The organism is Streptomyces sp. NPDC005266 (genome assembly GCF_040607655.1).
Classification (GTDB): domain Bacteria; phylum Actinomycetota; class Actinomycetes; order Streptomycetales; family Streptomycetaceae; genus Streptomyces.
In genome coordinates this window covers 83,360-101,173 of the sequence record NZ_JBEXHC010000014.1, presented here as the reverse complement: position 1 = coordinate 101,173, position 17,814 = coordinate 83,360, and the positions used below count along the sequence as shown (strand labels likewise).

Annotated in this window: 16 protein-coding genes; 10 read left to right on the top strand and 6 right to left on the bottom strand. The window is 72.1% G+C overall.

Annotated elements, in window-relative coordinates:
- Nucleotides 1-435: 435 nt before the first annotated feature.
- Nucleotides 436-1,977: an ATP-dependent DNA ligase gene (locus tag ABZU99_RS23520; protein WP_355942561.1), complete on the bottom strand. Its 1,542-nt coding sequence runs from the start codon at nucleotides 1,975-1,977 to the stop codon at nucleotides 436-438.
- A 155-nt stretch (nucleotides 1,978-2,132) separates the two neighbouring features.
- Here ABZU99_RS23520 and ABZU99_RS23515 point away from each other — a divergent pair, with 155 nt between their 5' ends.
- Entirely contained in the window at nucleotides 2,133-3,344 is a 1,212-nt protein-coding gene (locus ABZU99_RS23515; RefSeq protein WP_356046039.1) for a SpoIIE family protein phosphatase, read from the top strand.
- Between the two features lie 171 nt (nucleotides 3,345-3,515).
- Here the strand turns inward: ABZU99_RS23515 and ABZU99_RS23510 are convergent, their stop codons facing one another.
- Complete coding sequence (locus ABZU99_RS23510; RefSeq protein ID WP_355942558.1) at nucleotides 3,516-3,959, bottom strand: hypothetical protein; 444 nt, start codon at nucleotides 3,957-3,959, stop codon at nucleotides 3,516-3,518.
- A 229-nt stretch (nucleotides 3,960-4,188) separates the two neighbouring features.
- Here ABZU99_RS23510 and ABZU99_RS23505 point away from each other — a divergent pair, with 229 nt between their 5' ends.
- Nucleotides 4,189-6,849 (top strand): SpoIIE family protein phosphatase, encoded by a 2,661-nt coding sequence (locus ABZU99_RS23505; protein ID WP_356046037.1) that lies wholly within the window; start codon nucleotides 4,189-4,191, stop codon nucleotides 6,847-6,849.
- Between the two features lie 97 nt (nucleotides 6,850-6,946).
- On the opposite strand, the gene ABZU99_RS23500 is transcribed toward ABZU99_RS23505, so the two are convergent.
- Nucleotides 6,947-7,558 (bottom strand): TetR/AcrR family transcriptional regulator, encoded by a 612-nt coding sequence (locus ABZU99_RS23500; protein WP_355942555.1) that lies wholly within the window; start codon nucleotides 7,556-7,558, stop codon nucleotides 6,947-6,949.
- Between the two features lie 220 nt (nucleotides 7,559-7,778).
- Here ABZU99_RS23500 and ABZU99_RS23495 point away from each other — a divergent pair, with 220 nt between their 5' ends.
- From ABZU99_RS23495 to ABZU99_RS23470, 6 genes are all read left to right on the top strand, one after another.
- Nucleotides 7,779-9,347, top strand: coding sequence for an ATP-binding protein (locus ABZU99_RS23495; RefSeq protein ID WP_356045960.1), 1,569 nt, complete (start codon nucleotides 7,779-7,781; stop codon nucleotides 9,345-9,347).
- A 14-nt stretch (nucleotides 9,348-9,361) separates the two neighbouring features.
- Complete coding sequence (locus ABZU99_RS23490) at nucleotides 9,362-9,790, top strand: roadblock/LC7 domain-containing protein (RefSeq protein ID WP_355942549.1); 429 nt, start codon at nucleotides 9,362-9,364, stop codon at nucleotides 9,788-9,790.
- Entirely contained in the window at nucleotides 9,787-10,146 is a 360-nt protein-coding gene (locus tag ABZU99_RS23485; RefSeq protein ID WP_355942546.1) for a DUF742 domain-containing protein, read from the top strand. The genes ABZU99_RS23490 and ABZU99_RS23485 overlap by 4 nt, the downstream gene beginning before the upstream one ends.
- Nucleotides 10,127-10,744, top strand: a complete 618-nt coding sequence (locus ABZU99_RS23480) for an ATP/GTP-binding protein (protein WP_355942543.1) — start codon at nucleotides 10,127-10,129, stop codon at nucleotides 10,742-10,744. The genes ABZU99_RS23485 and ABZU99_RS23480 overlap by 20 nt, the downstream gene beginning before the upstream one ends.
- Nucleotides 10,741-12,222, top strand: coding sequence for a cytochrome P450 (locus tag ABZU99_RS23475; protein WP_356045957.1), 1,482 nt, complete (start codon nucleotides 10,741-10,743; stop codon nucleotides 12,220-12,222). Before ABZU99_RS23480 ends, ABZU99_RS23475 begins: the two co-directional genes overlap by 4 nt.
- 305 nt (nucleotides 12,223-12,527) lie before the next feature.
- The gene (locus ABZU99_RS23470; RefSeq protein WP_355942537.1) at nucleotides 12,528-13,163 is read left to right on the top strand and encodes a TetR-like C-terminal domain-containing protein; all 636 of its coding nucleotides are present in this window, start codon (nucleotides 12,528-12,530) and stop codon (nucleotides 13,161-13,163) included.
- A 53-nt stretch (nucleotides 13,164-13,216) separates the two neighbouring features.
- Here ABZU99_RS23470 and ABZU99_RS23465 read toward each other — a convergent pair whose 3' ends face one another.
- The 3 genes from ABZU99_RS23465 to ABZU99_RS23455 all read right to left on the bottom strand — a co-directional run bounded on the left by ABZU99_RS23465 (nucleotide 13,217) and on the right by ABZU99_RS23455 (nucleotide 15,306).
- Entirely contained in the window at nucleotides 13,217-13,924 is a 708-nt protein-coding gene (locus ABZU99_RS23465; RefSeq protein WP_355942534.1) for a DUF305 domain-containing protein, read from the bottom strand.
- Nucleotides 13,921-14,589, bottom strand: coding sequence for a DUF3105 domain-containing protein (locus ABZU99_RS23460; RefSeq protein ID WP_356045955.1), 669 nt, complete (start codon nucleotides 14,587-14,589; stop codon nucleotides 13,921-13,923). The genes ABZU99_RS23465 and ABZU99_RS23460 overlap by 4 nt, the downstream gene beginning before the upstream one ends.
- Before the next feature lie 177 nt (nucleotides 14,590-14,766).
- The gene (locus tag ABZU99_RS23455; RefSeq protein ID WP_356227970.1) at nucleotides 14,767-15,306 is read right to left on the bottom strand and encodes a hypothetical protein; all 540 of its coding nucleotides are present in this window, start codon (nucleotides 15,304-15,306) and stop codon (nucleotides 14,767-14,769) included.
- A gap of 146 nt (nucleotides 15,307-15,452) precedes the next feature.
- Here ABZU99_RS23455 and ABZU99_RS23450 point away from each other — a divergent pair, with 146 nt between their 5' ends.
- On the top strand, nucleotides 15,453-16,202 hold the full coding sequence (locus tag ABZU99_RS23450) for a response regulator transcription factor (RefSeq protein WP_355942526.1): 750 nt from the start codon (nucleotides 15,453-15,455) through the stop codon (nucleotides 16,200-16,202).
- Nucleotides 16,199-17,773: a HAMP domain-containing sensor histidine kinase gene (locus tag ABZU99_RS23445; protein ID WP_356045951.1), complete on the top strand. Its 1,575-nt coding sequence runs from the start codon at nucleotides 16,199-16,201 to the stop codon at nucleotides 17,771-17,773. Before ABZU99_RS23450 ends, ABZU99_RS23445 begins: the two co-directional genes overlap by 4 nt.
- The last annotated feature ends 41 nt before the right edge of the window (nucleotides 17,774-17,814 follow it).

Below are 17,814 nucleotides of genomic sequence, written 5' to 3'. Positions count from 1 at the left end.
CCTTGACGCTTCTCTCCCGCGCCTGAGCGGGCGAAGGTGTGGACCTTGACGCTTCTCTCCCGCGTCTGAGCGGGCGAAGGTGTGGACCTTGACGCTTCTCTCCCGCGTCTGAGCGGGCGAAGGTGTGGACCTTGACGCCTCGATGGGGCCGGCTGACTTCCCTGAGGCCCACAGGAGTCCAGGGCGAGATCTGTGGTTCACGGATGAGAAATTCGCGACGGCATGAGCCACCCCCACCGACAGGAGAGCCGCCCCCATGAGGCCCAAACCCCTGTTTCCCGCCCGCGCCGCAGCGCCGGCCGCGCTGCTCGCCGGCATCATCACCGTCCCGGCCTCGGCCGGCCTCTTCCTGGGCCGGGAGATCCCGACCCACGCGGACAACTCGCCTGACCGGGCCCGATCCAGCCTGATCCCGGACCGCTCGACGGCCCGGGATCAGCCCGTGTGCAGGGCCAGCACCGTTTCGACCGTGTCCGCCTGATCCGCCGGTTTGTCGTCGCGGTAACGCAACACCCGCGCGAAGCGCAGGGTGACCCCCGCCGGATAGCGGGACGAGCGCTGCAGACCGTCGAAGGCCACCTCCACCACCAGCTCGGGCCGCACCCGCACCACCCCGCCCTCGTCGCTGACCGCGCGCTCCAGCAGCGCCTCCGTCTGCCACTCCAGCAGCGCGTCGGTGAGCCCCTTGAAGGTCTTGCCCAGCATCACGAACGTGCCGTCCGGCCGGCGCGCGCCCAGATGGAGGTTGGACAGCTTTCCGGTCCGGCGGCCATGCCCCCACTCTGCGGCCAGCACCACCAGATCCAGCGTGTGCACCGGTTTCACCTTGAGCCAGGACGCCCCGCGGCGACCCGCGCCGTACGGCGCTTCCAGCGCCTTGGCCAGCACCCCTTCGTGACCCCGGGCCAGGACGTCCGCGGCGAACTCCCGTGCCGCCCGCCGGGTCTCCGGGTCCCCCGGATCCTCCACCACCATCCGCCGTACCCGCCGGGGCCCGGGTGCGATCCGGGCCAGTTCGGCGTGGCGCTCCCGGGCCGGGAGGTCCAGCAGATCGCGGCCGTCCACCGCGAGCACGTCGAAGAAGACGGGATACAGCGGCAGCGCCGCCGACGCCCCGGCCACATCCAGCCGGGAGCCGACCCGGCCGGAGATCTCCTGGAACGGCCGCGGCCGCCCCTCGTCGTCCAGCGCGATGACCTCGCCGTCGAGGACCGCGCGGTCCACCTCCAGCTCCCGGGCCGCCGTGACGACCTCCGGCAGCCGCTCGGTGATCTCGTCGAGGGTGCGGGTGTAGATCCGTATGTACTCCCCGTCCCGATGCACCTGCACCCGGATGCCGTCGAGCTTCTCCTCGACCGCACAGGGGCCGCCGAGCCGGTCCATGGCCTCGTCCACATCCCTGGCGCTCTGCGCGAGCATCGGCAGCACCGGCCGCCCGACCTCCAGCCGGAAGTCGTCCAGCGCGCCGGGGCCGCGCGCGAGCAGCGCCTCGGCGACCGCGCCCAGCGAGCCGCCGAGCATCACCGCCCGCCGCACCGCGTCGGCCGGGACGCCCACCGCCTGGGCGAGCCCCTCCGCGGCCAGCGCCGCCAGCGCGCCCTGCCGCAGCTCGCCGCCGATCAGACCGAGCAGAAAGCGCTGCTCCTCCTCGGTCGCGGCGGACATCAGCTCGCCCACCAGCCGCTTGCGTTCCGCCGTCGCGCCGGTGCCGGAGACGGCCGCCACCTCGTCCAGGGCCCGGTGCACATCGAGGACCGCGAGCCGGGGTGCGGTGGCGGGCTCGCTCCGCTGCCGCAGGGTGGACCAGCCCACCCCGGTCCGGCGCTGCGGCAGCTTGCCCGCCAGGTACGTGATCACCACGGGCGCCTCGGCCGGCTCCGTGCGGCGGAACAGCCGGGCCAGGGCGGCGATCTTCTCCGAGCGGGCGGCGGTGGCCGCGACCTCCCGCGAGGTCCGGGCGACATCAGCCAGCAGCATGGCTCCCGGGTGCCCCGTGCCCTCCGCCGCCACACGCGCTCCAATGGGCTGTGGCAGCGCCGCGGGCTACATTGGAGGGACCGTTACAGGGGGGACGGACGTGCGAGGCCGACGCAGCAGGCGTACGCACACAGGAGCGCGCCACGGGACAGCACATCGACTATCAAGCTCTCTTCGAGGCCACCCCGAGCCCGATTCTCGTGCTGGGCCCCGACCTGGTGATCGTCGCGGTCAACGAGGCATATCTGGGTGTCACCCGGCGTACCCGCGAGGATCTGCTCGGCCGGTACGTCTTCGACGCCTTCCCCGACAACCCGGCCCATCCGGAGACCACCAGCACCCGCAATCTGGAGACCTCGCTGCTCCGTGTGCTGCGCACGGGGGAGCGGGACGCCATGGCGCTGGAGAAGTACGACATCCCGGTGCCGGGCGCCGAGGGCGGGTTCGAGGAGCGGTACTGGAGCCAGATCAACACGCCCGTGTGCGGCCGGGCCGGCACGGTCGAGCTGATCGTCCACCGGGTCGAGGACGTGACGGCGTTCGTCAGCCGAACCGGGACCGGCAACCCCGGTGCCCAGGCGCCCGACTCGGACTTCTACCTCCGCGCCCGGGAGCTCCAGGAGTTCAACGAACGGCTGCGGAAGGCGCATGCCCGGGAGCGCGAGACCGCGCTGGCCCTCCAGCGGGCGATGCTGCCCGCGAGCCGGCTGGAGGAGCATCCGTACGCGGCCGTGCGCTACCGCCCCGCCGTGGGCTCGCTGAACGTGTGCGGCGACTGGTACGAGCTGACCGATCTGGCCGACGGGCGGATCGCCGTCGCCGTGGGCGATGTGGTGGGTCAGGGGCTGGAGGCCGCGTGTGTGATGGGGCAGCTGCGCAGCGCACTGTCCGCCGCCACCAGGGCCTCCAAGGGGCCCGCGCAGGCGCTGGAGGTGCTCGGGCTGTACGCCCAGTTCGTCGAGGGGGCGTTGGCCGCGACCGTCGTGCAGGTGGTGATCGACCCGGCCGGGCACACCGTCGCGTACAGCTGCGCGGGCCATCCGCCGCCCATGCTGCTCCGGGTCCAGGGCACAGTGGAGCTGCTCGACCAGGCCACCGATCCCCCGCTGGGCGTCCGGTCCGAATATGTGCGGCGGCCGCAGGCCACCATCGGCTACGCCACCGGGTCCACCCTCGTCCTCTACACCGACGGTCTGATCGAGCGCCGTGAGGAGGACATCGACGTCGGGCTGGACCGGCTCACCGCCAGCCTCTGCCACCACTGCGGGCTCCAGCCGCAGCCGATGGCAGACGCGCTGCTCGCCGATCTCGGCATCACCGGTGGCCCGGCCGCCGACGACACCGCGCTGGTGGTGATCGGCCTCTAGGTCGCCCCTCGTCGTCCGGTCGCCCCTCGTCATCCGTGCGTGCTAAGCGGTTACGGCGAAGTCAAGTGCTGATCCTTCTCGGCGTCCAAGCCCTCGGCCAGGCCGAACGGCGAGGGATCAGCGGCGAACTGCACCGCATCCGCTCAGGTCGCCCCTCGTCGTCCGTGCGTGTTAGGCCACCCTCTCCGTCTTCTCCGCCGTGCCGCCGCCCGCGCACAGTGCCCAGATGACGAAGCCGTCGACGATGAGCAGCACCATGGCCCACACCGGGTAGTACGGCAGCCAGAGGAAGTTGGAGATCAGACCGAGACCGGCCAGCACCACGCCCGTGACGCGGGCCCACATGGCGCCGCTGAACACCGCGAACCCGGCGAGCAGGATGGCGATGCCGAGGAACAGATGCACCCATCCCCACCCGGTGAGGTTGAACTGGAAGATATAGCTCGGCGTGACCACGAACACGTCGCCGCTGCGCAGGGCCGTGAGGCCCTGGAACAGGGTCATCAGCCCCCCGAAGATCATCATGACCGCCGCGAAGACGAGCCATCCGCCCACTGCCCCATGAGCGCGGCCCGGCGCGGCTCCTGCCTGAACTCCACCGACGTGACTGGCCATTGCGGCTCCTTCGTCCAGCGGGATCGGCAACCGCGTGGCACCGATTCGCCGCAAGTGTGGTGAATTGCCATGACTTCAGGGTTACATAGACCACAGGGCCCGGCACCCCGCGTGGTGAAGGAGTGCCGCACACCGAAAGTCATCGGTAGTGAACAGAACGTATGAGCCGGAGAGCCGGCGGCGTGAGCGCCCGGAGGCGGCGAGGCGGCGCCCCCGGCCGTGGCTGAGCGTGCGCAGCGTCGCGGGCCAGGTCTTCGTTCTCCAACTGGTGATCGTGCTGCTGCTCGGCGCCGCCGCGACCGTCGCGCTGGTGCTCCAGGTACGGCGTGACGCCATCGGGGAGGCGCGCGGCCGGTCCTTGGCCGTCGCCGAGAGCTTCGCCGGCTCGCCGGGCATCGTGGAGGCGCTGCACTCCCGCCATCCGACGGCCGTGCTCCAGCCGCGGGCCGAGGCCGCCCGGAAGAAGTCCGGGCTCGACTTCGTCGTCGTCATGACCACCAAGGGCATCCGGCTCACCCACCCCGAGCCGGACCGGATCGGCACACACTTCATCGGCACCATCGGGCCGCCGCTGGCCGGGCGTCCGATCACCGAGACCGGCCCGGGGACGCTCGGCCGGGCGATGCAGGCGGTCGTCCCCGTATACGACAGCCACCACAAGGTCGTCGGGCTGGTCGGCGCCGGGATCACCATCAAGAAGGTGAGCGGGCTCGCCAACCGCCAGCTGCCGCTGCTCATCGGCGCCGTCTCCGCCTCGTTCCTGCTCGCCGCCGGCGGCACGGCGCTGGTCAGCAGGCGATTGCTGCGACAGACCCGGAGCCTGGACCCCGCCGAGATCACGCGGATGTACGAGCACCACGACGCGGTGCTGCACTCCGTCCGCGAGGGGGTGCTGATCCTCAACGGCGAGGGTCGGCTGGTGCTCGCCAACGACGAGGCGTCCCGGCTGCTCGATCTGCCGCCGGCATCGGAGGGGCGGCTGGTCGACGAGCTCGGGCTGGAGCCGCATGTCGCCGATGTGCTGGCCTCCGGGCGCGTCATCACCGATGAGGTGCTGGTCGCCGGCGACCGGCTGCTGGCCGTGAACAACCGTCCCACCGACCGCGACGGCGGTCCGCCCGGCAGCGTCGCGACGCTGCGCGACTCCACCGAGCTGCGTGCCCTGACCGGCCGCGCCGATGTGGCGCAGAAGCGGCTCAAGCTGCTGTACGACGCCAGCGTCGGGGTCGGCACCGCGCTGGACGTGGGCCGCACCGCGGAGGAGCTGGCGCGGGTGGCCGTTGCCCGCTTCGCCGACTTCGTCACGGTCGACCTGGCGGATCCCGTGCTGCGCGGTGAGGAGCCGCTCGTGGTCAGCGGCCTGGAGATGTGCCGGTCGGCGGTGCACGGCGTGCGCCGCGACCACCCCTTCTACCCGGTCGGCCACCGGTTCTCGTTCGTCGCCTCCTCGCCCCAGGCATGGGGTTTCGGCAGCGGACGGCCCGTCGTGGAGCGGGAGCTGAGCGAGGCGGCCGGCTGGCAGGCGCAGGACCCGGACCGTACCCGCAGGGTCCTCGACTACGGCGTCCGTTCCCTGGTCACGGTCCCGCTGCGGGCCCGGGGCGTCCTCCTCGGCATGGTCAACTTCTGGCGGCTGAAGCAGCGTGAGCCCTTCGAGGAGGAGGAGATCTCGCTCGCCGAGGAGCTGGCCTCCCACGCGGCGGTGTGCATCGACAACGCGCGGCGCTATACCCGCGAGCACGGCATGGCCGTCACCCTGCAGCACAGCCTGCTGCCCAGCGCCGTGCCCGAGCAGGACGCCCTCGATGTCGCCTTCCGCTATCTGCCCGCCGAGTCGGGCGTGGGGGGCGACTGGTTCGATGTGATTCCGCTGCCGGGTGCGCGGGTGGCGCTGGTGGTGGGCGACGTGGTGGGGCACGGGTTGCACGCGGCGGCGACGATGGGGCGGCTGCGGACGGCGGTGCACAACTTCTCCACGCTCGATCTGCCGCCCGACGAGATCCTCTTCCACCTCGACGATCTGATCGCCCGGATCGACCAGGACGAGAGCCCCGTGAGCCCGGAGGGCGCCGAGCCCGGCGAGGCGCCAGGCGAGACGATCATCGGGCCCATCGGGGCCACCTGTCTGTACGCGATCTACGATCCGGTGACCCGGCGCTGCACCATGGCCCGGGCCGGTCATCCGCCGCCCGCGGTGGTGGGCCCCGACGGGAGCGTCACGTTCCCGGATCTGCCGGCCGGGCCGCCGCTGGGTCTGGGCGGGCTGCCGTTCGAGACGGCCGAGCTGGACCTGGCCGAGGACAGCCATCTCGTCCTCTATACGGACGGGCTCATCGAGGACCGCCGCCGGGAGATCGATGTCGGTCTGGAGATGCTGCGCGACGCCCTGGCCCACCCCCACCGGACACCCGACAAGGTCTGCGCCGAGGTGCTGGACGCGATGCTGCCCACGAACCCGAGCGACGACATCGCGCTGATCGTCGCCCGCACCCGGGCCCTGGGCCCCGACCGGGTCGTCGCCATGGACGTCCCCTCCGACCCCGCCGCCGTGGCCGGGGTGCGCGCCGAGGTCATGAGGCAGCTGGCGGAGTGGGGGCTGGAGGAGGCCGCGTTCACCACCGAGCTGGTCCTCAGCGAGTTGATCACCAACGCCATCCGCCATGCCACCGGCCCGATCCGGGTCCAGCTGATCCGCGACCGCACCTTGATCTGCGAGGTCTCCGACACCAGCAGCACCTCCCCGCATCTGCGGTACGCGGCGACGACGGACGAGGGTGGCCGCGGACTGTTCCTGGTGGCGCAGTTCGCCGAACGCTGGGGGACCCGGTACACCACCCGGGGCAAGGTCATCTGGGCCGAGCTGGCCGTACCCCTGCCGTCCCTTCCCTAAGCGGTTACGGCGAAGTCAAGTGCTGATCCTTCTCGGCGTCCAAGCCCTCGGCCATGCCGAACGGCGAGGGATCAGCGGCGAACTTCACCGCATCCGCTCAGCGTTCCCTGGCGCCCGGCACTTTCCGCGGAACGTCCGCCAGGTCCGGGGCGAAGCGCTCGACCAGGATCTCCAGCCGCTCCCGCTGACGTTCCACCGGCATGCGCCGGCCGTGGGCCAGGACGGCGAGTCCGTGCAGGGCGCTCCAGATGACCTCCGCGTACACCTCGTCCCGGCCGTCCCTCGGGCCGATGACGGTGACCAGCTCGGCAAAGGCGGCGCGCAGCGCGGGGGGTGTGTCCCCGCTCGCGAACGGGATGTCGACGGGCATGACGAACATGGCCTCGTAGAGCGCCGGGCGCTCCACCGCGAACTCCAGATAGGCGCGGCCCACCGCGCGCAGCGCCTCCCCGGGCGCGGCCTGGGCCAGGCGGGCCCGGCGCAGCCGGGCGGCCAGATCGTCGAAGCCCTCGATGGCCACCGCCCGCACGATGGCGTCCATGCCGGTGAAGTGGCTGTAGAGCACGGGCTGGCTGTATTCGACGCGTTCGGCCAGCCGACGGGTCGTCACCGCGTCCCAGCCCTCGGCCTCGGCCAGCTCGCGCGCGGCCGTAATGATCAGCTGGTGGCGCTGGGCGCGTTCACGTTCGCGGCGTTCGGTGGAGGGCATGGGGAGGAATTCTAGCAACGCTAGCCCGTCTGACGGGCGGTAATTCCCGAGCCCGGCCGCCACCTGCGCGGAGTCCGGCCACGCTGACGGAACGTCAAATTCCGTCCGGCGAGCGATGTACGTCACAATCCCGTCAGCAGTACTAGCATGTGCCGCCCACGGCTCGATGTCCGCGTGGTCCAGCCTCAACCCCACGAACGCGCCCATGAGGACCTGATAGATGTCAGCACATATATCCAGCCATAGCCACAAAGGGCCCTCGGTGACGCGGCAGGCCTGGGCCGTCCCCTTGCTGGCCGCCCTCGCCGCCGGTGGGGCGGGGCTGTGGGTGACCGCAGGGGTGCCCGCCGCCGACCGCACCCTCGTCGCCGTCTTCTGCGCGGTGGCCGCCGTCCTCCTGGGCATCGCCCTGGCGGTCGCCACCTACCGTTCGCGCGCCGTCCGCCGGCTCAAGGAGCGGGTCACGGAGCTGGAGTCGGCGGCGGCGGCGCATGAGATCGAGGCCGCCCGGCTCGCTGCTGAAACGATTCCCGCCGCGGTGAAGCGCCTGCGCGCCGGTGGTTCGGTGGACACCGCGGTGAACCGGATGGAGCGGCCCTCCAGCCCCGGCCACCAGCAGGTGCTGCGCACCCTGCTGCGGGAGATCGGCGCCGGTGAGCGGATGCGCGCCTCCGCGATGGCGGCGTGCGCCAACGCCGCGGGCCGGGTCCAGGCGCTGGCCACCAGCATGCTCGCCGATCTGCGGGAGATGGAGAACAGGCACGACGAGAGCGTGCTGGGCGATCTGCTGAAGCTGGATCACACCACCGCCCAGGCGGGCCGGATCGCGGACAGCATCGCGGTGCTGACCGGTGCGCGCTCCGGACGCCGCTGGACCAAGCCCATCGTGATGGAGTCCGTCCTGCGCGGCGCGGTCGGCCGGATCAGCGCCTACCAGCGGGTCCGGGTCCACTCGACCAGCAACGCCGCGGTGGCCGGATACGCCGCCGAGGGCGTCATGCACGCCCTCGCCGAGCTGATGGACAACGCCACCAGCTTCTCGCCTCCCACCGAGGAGGTGCATGTGTACGTCGAGGAGACGCACGCCGGCGTCGTCGTCACCATCGAGGACGGCGGTCTGGTCATGGGACCCACTGCCCTGGCCCGCGCCCAAAAGGCCGTCTCCTCCGAAGCGCTGGACCTGATGACCCTCTCCGGGACCCGGCTGGGTCTCGCCGTCGTCGGCTGTCTGGCCCGTAAGCACGAACTCACCGTCTCCTTCCGGCCGTCCTCTCGAGGAGGTACCGGCGTCGTGGTGCTGATACCGCAGCAGTTGATCACGCACATCAACCAGGACTCCGTCCCCGAACCGCCCGCTCCCGCCCGTGCCGAGGCGTCCCGGCAGCCGGCCGCCCCCGCGCCCGCCGCGGCACGGGCCGCCGTCGCGGGGCCCGCCCGCACCACCGCCCCGGAGCCCGCCTCGCCCCAGTCCGCCGTCCCGCAGTCCGCCGTCCCGCAGTCCGCGCCCCCCCGGTCCGCCGCCCCACCGCCTCCCCGCGCCGTCAACGGGCTGCCCAAGCGACGCCGCGGCGAGACGCTGGCCGCGGCTACCCGGGCCACCCCCGCCGCCGCGCCGCAGGCCACGGCGAAGCCGGACCGTCCGAGCCCCGAGGAGGCCGGCGCCCGCTTCGGCGCCTTCCGCCAGGCGGCCCGCGGCGGTTCCGCCACCGGCGCTTCCCGTAACGCCGAGGCCCCGGAGCCCGCAGATCACACCGAGCCCGCCGAGCCTGCCCAGAACGACAAGCCGTGACCAAAGGAACGCCGATGAACACCACCGACCGCAGCTTGGACTGGCTGTTGGAGAACCTGCTGGAGAAGACCCCGGGGTCGCGCCACGCCCTGGTGCTGTCGAGGGACGGCCTCAAGCTGTGCCTGTCCTCCGGGTTGTCCGTCGATCAGGCCGATCAGCTGGCGGCCATCGCCTCGGGCATCCAGAGCCTCTCCCACGGCGCGTCCATCGAGTTCGGCGACGGCAGCGGCGGCGTACGGCAGTCGATGACGGAGTTCCACGGCGGAATCCTGTTCATCGTCGAGGCCGGGGAGGGCGCCCATCTGGCCGTCGTGGCCCACGACGACGCCGATGTCGGCATCATCGGCCACAACATGAACGAACTCGTCGAGCAGATCGGTGACCATCTGCGGGCCGCCCCGCGGGAGACGGCGGACGGCCGCGGCGGCGGGACGACGGCATGATCCGTGGGCCGCTCGACAACGAGGAGCCGGATCGGCTGTACACCGTCACGGGTGGCCGCAGCCGCGCGGACGAGAGCGTCTTCGACATGGTCACGCTGATCGTCAGCGAGTGCGACCCCTCCCCGGGCATGCAGTCCGAACACGCCAAGATCCTGCGGATGTGCCGCCGTCCCCTGTCGGTCGTGGAGATCTCCTCGTACCTGGGACTACCCGTCAGCGTGGTCAAGATCCTGCTGTGCGATCTGCTCGACACCGGCCGGATCACCGCGCGCCATCCGCATGCCGTCCGTCCCGACGGGCGGCTGCCAGGCCCCGAAACCCTGAAGAAGGTGCTCGTTGCACTCCAGAACCTCTGACGGCGACATCCGCGCCCCGCTGCGGGAGAGCGCGAGCGACGGCCTCAAGATCGTGATCGTCGGCGGGTTCGGCGTCGGCAAGACGACGATGGTCAGGTCCGTCAGCGAGATCCGCCCGCTCAGCACCGAGGAGACGATGACCCAGGCGGGGGTCGGCATCGATGACGCCTCGTTCGTCCAGCACAAGACCACCACCACGGTCGCCTTCGACTTCGGCCGCATCAGCCTGGACGAGCAGATGGTGCTGTATCTGTTCGGCGCCCCGGGACAGGAACGGTTCTGGTTCCTGTGGGACCGGCTCTTCTCCGGCACCCTCGGCGCGGTCGTCCTTGTGGACACCAACCGGCTCGCCGACTGCTGGTACGCGCTCGACCGGCTCGAACACCACGGGACGCCGTTCATCGTGGCCCGCAACAACTTCAGCGAGCCGCAGCACACCCTGGAGGAGGTGCGGGAGGCCCTCGATCTGCCGCCCGAGGTCCCGATGATCGACTGCGACGCCCGCAAGCGCGACTCCAGCAAGGCCGTGCTGGTCACGCTCGCCCGCTATCTCTACTCCCTGTCCTCCGCCGACGCCGCCCGGGAGACCATCGCGTGACGACACCCGAGCCCACGCCTCCACCCGAGGACCCGCTTCCCTCCGCCGAACAGCCCGCCGAGCCGTCTGCCGAACCCTCTGCGGAGCCGTCTGCCGAGCCCTCTGCGGGGCCGTCTGCCGAGCCCTCTGCGGGGCCGTCTGCCGAGCCCTCTGCGGGGCCGTCTGCCGAGCCGTCTGCCGAACCCTCTGCGGAGCCGTCTGCCGAACCCCCTGCCGAGCCGCCTGCCGAACCCCCTGCCGAGCCGCCTGCCGAGCCGCCCGTCGCCTGGCCGGAGCAGCCGGACGCCGTACCGCTGGACACCCAGCGGCTCCGGAAGGACCCGGACGAGCTCTACCGGCAGCTCCGCCGCGACCACGGCCCGGTCCCGCCGGTCCTGCTGGAGGGCGGAGTCCCCGTCTGGATGGTGCTCGGCTACCGGGAGGTGGTCCGGGTCACCTCCGACCCCAACCTGTTCGCCCGTGACTCACGCCGATGGCACTCCTGGGACCGGGTCCCGCCCGACTGGGAGCTGATGACATTCGTCCGCTACCGGCCGGCCCTGCTGTTCCTCGAGGGCGCCGATCACGAGCGCCGGGCCGAGGCGGTCTGCGGCAGTCTGGCGTCCGTGGACCCGTTCGACCTGCGCGCGCAGTGCGAGCGCGTCGCGGACGAGCTGATCGACACCTTCGCGGGCAGCGGCCGTGCCGATCTGATGGCCGAGTACGCCGGCCAGATCCCGCTGCGGGTGGTGAACCACCTCTACGGCCTGGACGCGGCCGAATCCGCCGCCCTCCAGAAGGACGCCATCGACCTGGTCTCCGGGAACGGGACCCAGGCCGCCCACCGGAACATGCTGGCTCGGATGGCGGCGCTGCTGGAGCACGTCCGGGCGAACCCCGAGGCGTCGAACATCGCCTCGCATCTGGCGTCCCATCCGGCGGGTCTCAGCGACGAGGAGATCATCAACGATCTCATCGGCTGCGTCTACGCGGCCCACCAGCCCACCACCGACCTGATCGGCAACGCGCTCCGGCTCATGCTCACCGACGAGCGGTTCGCGCTCACCATGTCCGGTGGGCGGCGCAGCGTCGGCCAGGCGGTCAACGAGGTGCTGTGGGAGGCCACCCCGGCCCCGAACTGGATCGGCCGCTGGGCCGCCGAGGACACCATGCTCGGCGGACGCCACATCAGGAAGGGCGACTGCCTGATGCTGAGCCTCGCCGCGGCCAACGCCGACCCCGACGTACGGCCGGACTTCCAGGCCGGGGCGGCCGGCAACCAGGCCCACATGGCCTTCAGCCACGGCACCCACGGCTGCCCCCCGGCCGGCCGTGAGCTGGCCGAGGTCATCGCGACGACGGCGATCGAGGTCCTGATCGACCGCCTCCCGGATGTGACGCTGGCCGTCGCCCCCGAAGAGCTCGTCTGGCGGTCCACGTTGATGATGCGCGGCGTGTCCACCCTGCCGGTCACCTTTGCCCCGGCGCCCATCATGTGACCCCTGATGCCGGTCTCTGGTATGGCTCGAGCCGTGCCGGACCCCCATCATGTGACCCCTGATGCCGGTCCCTGGCATGGCTCGAGCCGTGCTGGACCTTCCTTCCCCACGTGAGGAAGGTCCGGCACGGCTCGGGGTCTCGGGCCTAATGCGCTTGGTCGCGCATTAAGTACGGGGCGTAACGTTAGCGATACGTGAGCACTCGCTGCAATGTGTAACCGGGCGTTACACCACCGGGGAAAGTGAAGATCTCGTGCGCACGGGATGTGACGGGCCGTAAAGTCGGCCCGTCATCAACCCATCGCGTGGCACAGGCGGATATGACCCAGCGACCACCTCACGGCTCGGCCCGCCCCGGCGGACGTACGGCCCGTACGCGGGCGGCCGTGCTGGCCGCCGCGTTCGAGGAGCTGGGCGCCGAGGCGTTCAGCGCCCTCACCCTGGACAGGCTCGCCCAGCGGTCCGGTGTGCATGTGTCGACCATCCGGCGGCGCTGGCGCACGGTCGAAGGGGTCGTCGTCGATCTGCTGGCCCAGCACAGCGAGACGCTCCCCACCCCCGACTCGGGCGACTTCCGGCGGGATCTGCATGAACTCGCCCGTGCCATAGCCGACTTCAGCGGAGCGCTGCGCAACCGCAATGTCATCCAGGGGCTCTTAGCGGCGGCCGCCCAAGACCCCCGGGTCGAGGAGATCGTGCGTGCCGCCTTCGTCGCCCGGACCGAGCAGGTGACCGTGATCGTCCGGAACGCGATCGTCCGGGGCGAACTCCCCCCGGACACCGACGGCAGAGAGGTCATCGCCGCGCTGGGCGCCCCGTTCTACTACCGGCTGCTCATCCTGCGTGCCCCCGTTGACGCGCACCTGGCGCACCTCAGCGCGGAAGCGGTGTATCACGCCGCCAGGGCGGGGGTGTTCCGCACCGGTTCCGACGACGGGTGATCGGTGGCGGGTGGGGGTGGCGCCCCGCCGCCCAGGGGCGCCACCGGGAGACGTCAGGCGCTCGCCCCGCGCTCCTTCAGCATGTCGGCCATCAGCGTGATGTCCGCCTGCTGACCCTGGACCATGGTCCGCGCCAGGCGCGTGACCGTCGGGTCCTCGGCCAGCTCGACCGCGCCCCGGGCCATCGCGATGCCGCCCTTGTGATGAGCGGTCATCAGCTTCAGATAGAGCACCTCGGCCGCCTTGCCCTTGGCCTTGCGCAAGCTGTCCAGCTCGCGGTTGGTGGCCATCCCCGGCATGAGCGAACCGTCGTGCGGCTGGTGGGCGGAGCCGCCGCCCATGCCCTTCATCGAGCCGTGGCCCATGCCGTCCGCCGACGCGTTCTTCATCCATGCCATCGGCGGATCCCCGGACGTCCTGTCCAGGCCCCATACATCCAGCCAGCCCTGCATCACCCCGCGCTCGGTGGCCTGCGTGGTGAGGATGTCGTAGGCGAGCAGCCGCACCTCCTTGTCGTCCGTGCGGTCGCGCACGATGAAGGACATCTCGACGGCCTGCTGATGGTGGACGGACATGTCGCGGGCGAAACCGGCCTCGGCGGAGGTGTCTCCCGGCGTGCCCATATGGGTGGACCCCTCCGGCCGGTCGGTCATCAGCCACAGCACCCCCACCGCCACCAGCGTCACCACCGCGAGGGCGGCGGCGATGCCCGCCACCAGCGGCTGACGTGAGGCGCGCCCGACGGCGGTCCCGTCGGTCATGAAGACTTACCGCCGGTGCAGTAGGCGTTCCGCTCGGGGGTCTGTTTGCCCTGGACGAACTCCCTGAAGAACGCGGCCACCCGTGGGTCCGACGCCTTCTCGATCGCCAGCTGGTTGCTCCATGCGTTGAGAACGATCGGCGAACTCTGGTCCGGGTAGGGGCTCATCAGCGAGTACGGGGTCTTCTCGACCCGGGCCTTGAGCGTCGCGATGTCCTGCTTCGACGCCTTGTCCGAGTACGTCACCCACACGGCGCCGTGCTCCAGCGAGTGCACCGCGTTCTCGTTCTTCAGCGGCTTGGTGGAGACGTCGCCGTTGCAGTTCTGCCAGACCTGGTCGTGGTCCCCGCCCACCGGCGGGGACATCTTGTACTTCACCGTGCCCTTGACATGGGTCCGGCTCAGACCGGTCCAGGTCTTCATGCCCTTGAACGGACCGGTGGTGACGGTCCGCTCCTTGACCTCCGTCTTCTTCTTCTGGTCCTTGTTGCCCGAGTCCATCAGGAAGTAGCCGCCGACGGCCAGACCGGCGACGATCACCGTGCAGGAGGTGATGGTGATGACGCGGTACCGGCGCTCGCGCGCCTTCTCCGCGCGGCGCAACTCCTCCATCTTCGCGCGGCGGTCGGCCGCCGCGCCCTTCGTATTCGATCCCTTGGAGCCCATGGCTGTCCTTGTCCTCGACTTCGCGGTCCGCGCACTGATGTGACGGAAGGGCTGATCCCGGTTGCCGGCGGCCGGCCTAAGCGGATGCGGTGAAGTTCGCCGCTGATCCCTCGCCGTTCGGCCTGGGGGAGGGCTTGGACGCCGAGAAGGATCAGCACTTGACTTCGCCGTAACCGCTTAGGTGCGAAGTACTTGGAGCTCATGGAGGCCGAGAGCGCGGACAGCAGGAACGGGCGGCGCCCGGACGGAGTCCGGGGCGCGCGTGCCGTCCGGCGGCGCCACGTCGGCGAGGGCGGGAGGGGGTACGGGGGTGGGCACCAGGGCCTGGTCCCCGCCACCGGGGCCCGTGGCGCAGTCACCGCCGCCGGTGCCCCCCGTGCCGTCCGAGTCGTGCTCGTCCGTCCGGGCCGGAGAGGCGTAGGCCGGAGAGCCGTAGGGCGGGGAGGCGTAGGCCGGAGAGGCGTAGGGCGGGGAGGCGTAGGCCGGAGAGGCGTAGGGCGGGGAGGCGTAGGCCGGAGAGGCGTAGGGCGGGGAGGCGTAGGGCGGATGCGCGCCGGGCACCGCGTCCGGCTCGGTCCCGGCCAGGCGTTGCGGACACCGCATCGAGGCGGCGGACGCATGGTCCGCGACTGCATGGACGCACAAGGGCGCCATCCACAGAGCCGCCACCAGCAGGAGCACGGCACGCCACAGGCCGGAGTGTGCGGTGCCGCGCACCGTGGCCCTCCGTATGTGGCTGTCCCCGTCCCGCCGACGTCCCATCGCGCCAGATCGTAACCAGTGCGCCGGTCGCGACTGAATGGGCCGAAGGGCACCGCCTCCGCCCACGACCCGTACCATGCCCGGCCGGAGGTGGTGCCGGCGTGGAGAGCACAGGCGGCGGGCGGGTGCTGGTGACCGACGACGACGCGGCCATCCGCCGCTCGCTGGAGCGCGGGCTGCGGCTGAGCGGCTTCGCCGTGACCCTCGCGGACGGCGGCCGCGCCGCCCTCGCCGCGGTGCGCGAGCACACGCCCGATGTGTTGGTCCTGGACATCTCCATGCCCGACCTGAGCGGGATCGAGGTGTGCCGCGCACTGCGCGCGGACGGCAACGACGTGCCCGTGCTGATGCTTTCCGCCCTCGACGAGGTGTCCGACCGGGTCGCCGGGCTGCAGGCCGGGGGCGACGACTACCTCGTCAAACCCTTCGCCCTGCAGGAACTGGTGCTGCGGCTGCACGCCCTGTTGCGCCGCCGCCCGCCCGAGGCCGGCGACCGGGTGCGGGTCGGCGGGCTGGAGATCGCCCCGCAGGCCCGTGAGGCGCGGCTGGACGGCACGCCGCTGCGGCTCACCCGGCGCGAGTTCGAGCTGCTGGAGGTGCTGGCCCGCAACGCCGGGATCGTGCTCACCCGGGACCAGCTGCTGGACCGCGTCTGGGGATATGACTTCGACGTACGGACGGACGCCGTCGACACCTTCGTCAGCTATCTGCGGCGCAAGATGGAGGCGGGCGGACGGCCGCGGATGCTGCACACCGTGCGCGGGGTGGGTTTCGTGCTGCGGGCTCCTGAGGAGCAGTCCGCGCAGTCCGCGCAGGCAGCCCCGGCAGGGCCGGGCGGTGGTGCGCGATGAGGCTGGCCACCCGGATCGCGCTGGCCGTCGGCGCCGCCGTCCCCGTCCTGGTTCTCGCCTCGGGCTGGGTGCTGCTGCGGCTGGTCTCGGCCGATCTGCAGCAGGAGCAGGACGCGCGGCTGCGCCGCAGCCTGACGGCCGTGGCCCCGGACGCGCGGGCGCTGCTGAGGGCCACCTCGGCGGACCGTCCGGCCCAGCAACAGGCCCGCGAGCGGCGGCTGTTCAGCGCGGCGCTGGACGTGGGCATCCGGCTGACCGGTCCCCGGGGCGCCGTCTCCGCCGGGCCCCAGCCGGACGCGTCCGTGCCGCTGCCCAGGGGCGCCACCGGGCGGCCGGTCACCGTGCACGCGGACGGCACGAGCTACCGTGCGCTGTCGGTGCGGGTGTCGATCCCGGCGACTCAACGGCATCCCGCGGCCGGCGGCAGGCTCTGGCTGTTCTCGCCGGACACCACCAGCCAGGACCAGCTCACGCTCGTCCGCCGCCGGGTGGTGACCGTCGCGCTGCTCGCCGCCCCGCTCGGCGGGGCCGTGGCCTGGGCCGCGGCGTCGGGTACGGCACGGCCGCTGCGCCGCCTCCAGCGCCGTACGAGCGGGCTCGACCCCCGCACGAGCGCGGTGCGCCTGGACCACACCCCGACCGGCATCGCCGAGGTCGACGATCTGGCGGGCACCCTGCGGACCGTCCTGGACCGCTACGACCAGCAGGCGGCACGCACCGCGGAGGCTCTGGAGACCGCCCGCTCCTTCGCGGCGGCGGCCTCCCACGAGCTGCGCACCCCGCTCATGAGCATGCGGACGAACCTGGACATCCTCGCCGGCCATCCCGATCTGGACCCCGCCGACCGCACGGAGGTGCTCGCGGACCTCGGCCATGAGCACGAGCGGCTGCTGAGGCTGCTGGAGATGCTCCGGGCGCTGGCGCGCGGCGACCTGGTGGAGGCGGACGCCTTCGGGCCGGTCGACCTCGCGGAGGTGGTGGACGCGGCGGCGGCCGCTCTGCGACGGCGCCATCCGGACGCGGAGGTGCGGGTGAGCGGCGTCCCGGGGCTGCGGACGCACGGCTGGGAGCAGGGGCTGCGCTCGGTGGTGGACAACTTGCTGACCAACGCCCGGGTGCACGGCACGCGGGCGGGCGCACCGGTCCGTATCGAGGTGACCCTGAGCCCGGGGCGGTCGCCCGACGGGGGCCCGGGGGCGGTGCTCACCGTGGCCGACAGGGGCCCCGGCATCGCGCCCGAGTTGCGTGGGGAAGTCTTCCAGCGGTTCCGGCGGCGGCCGGACAGCCCAGGGTCGGGCCTCGGGCTGACGCTGATCGCACAGCAGATCGCGCTGCACCGCGGGACCGTCACGGTGCTGGACCGGCCGGACGGGCTGCAGGGCGCGCGGATCGAGATCCGCCTGCCGACCATGGACGGGCCGGTCGGCGACGGCGGGGAGGCCACGCTGCCGCTGCTGCGGCGGGGCTGGCTGTCCGGGGCCGGGGCCGGGGCCGGGGCCGGGACTGGGGCCGGGGCCCCTTCGGATCCCGTCCCGCCCGTCCCACAGGATTTCCACAAAGAGCGCTCCTAGCGTCCTTCCCGACAGGCACGGCCCGGCCCTCCGGGTCCGCC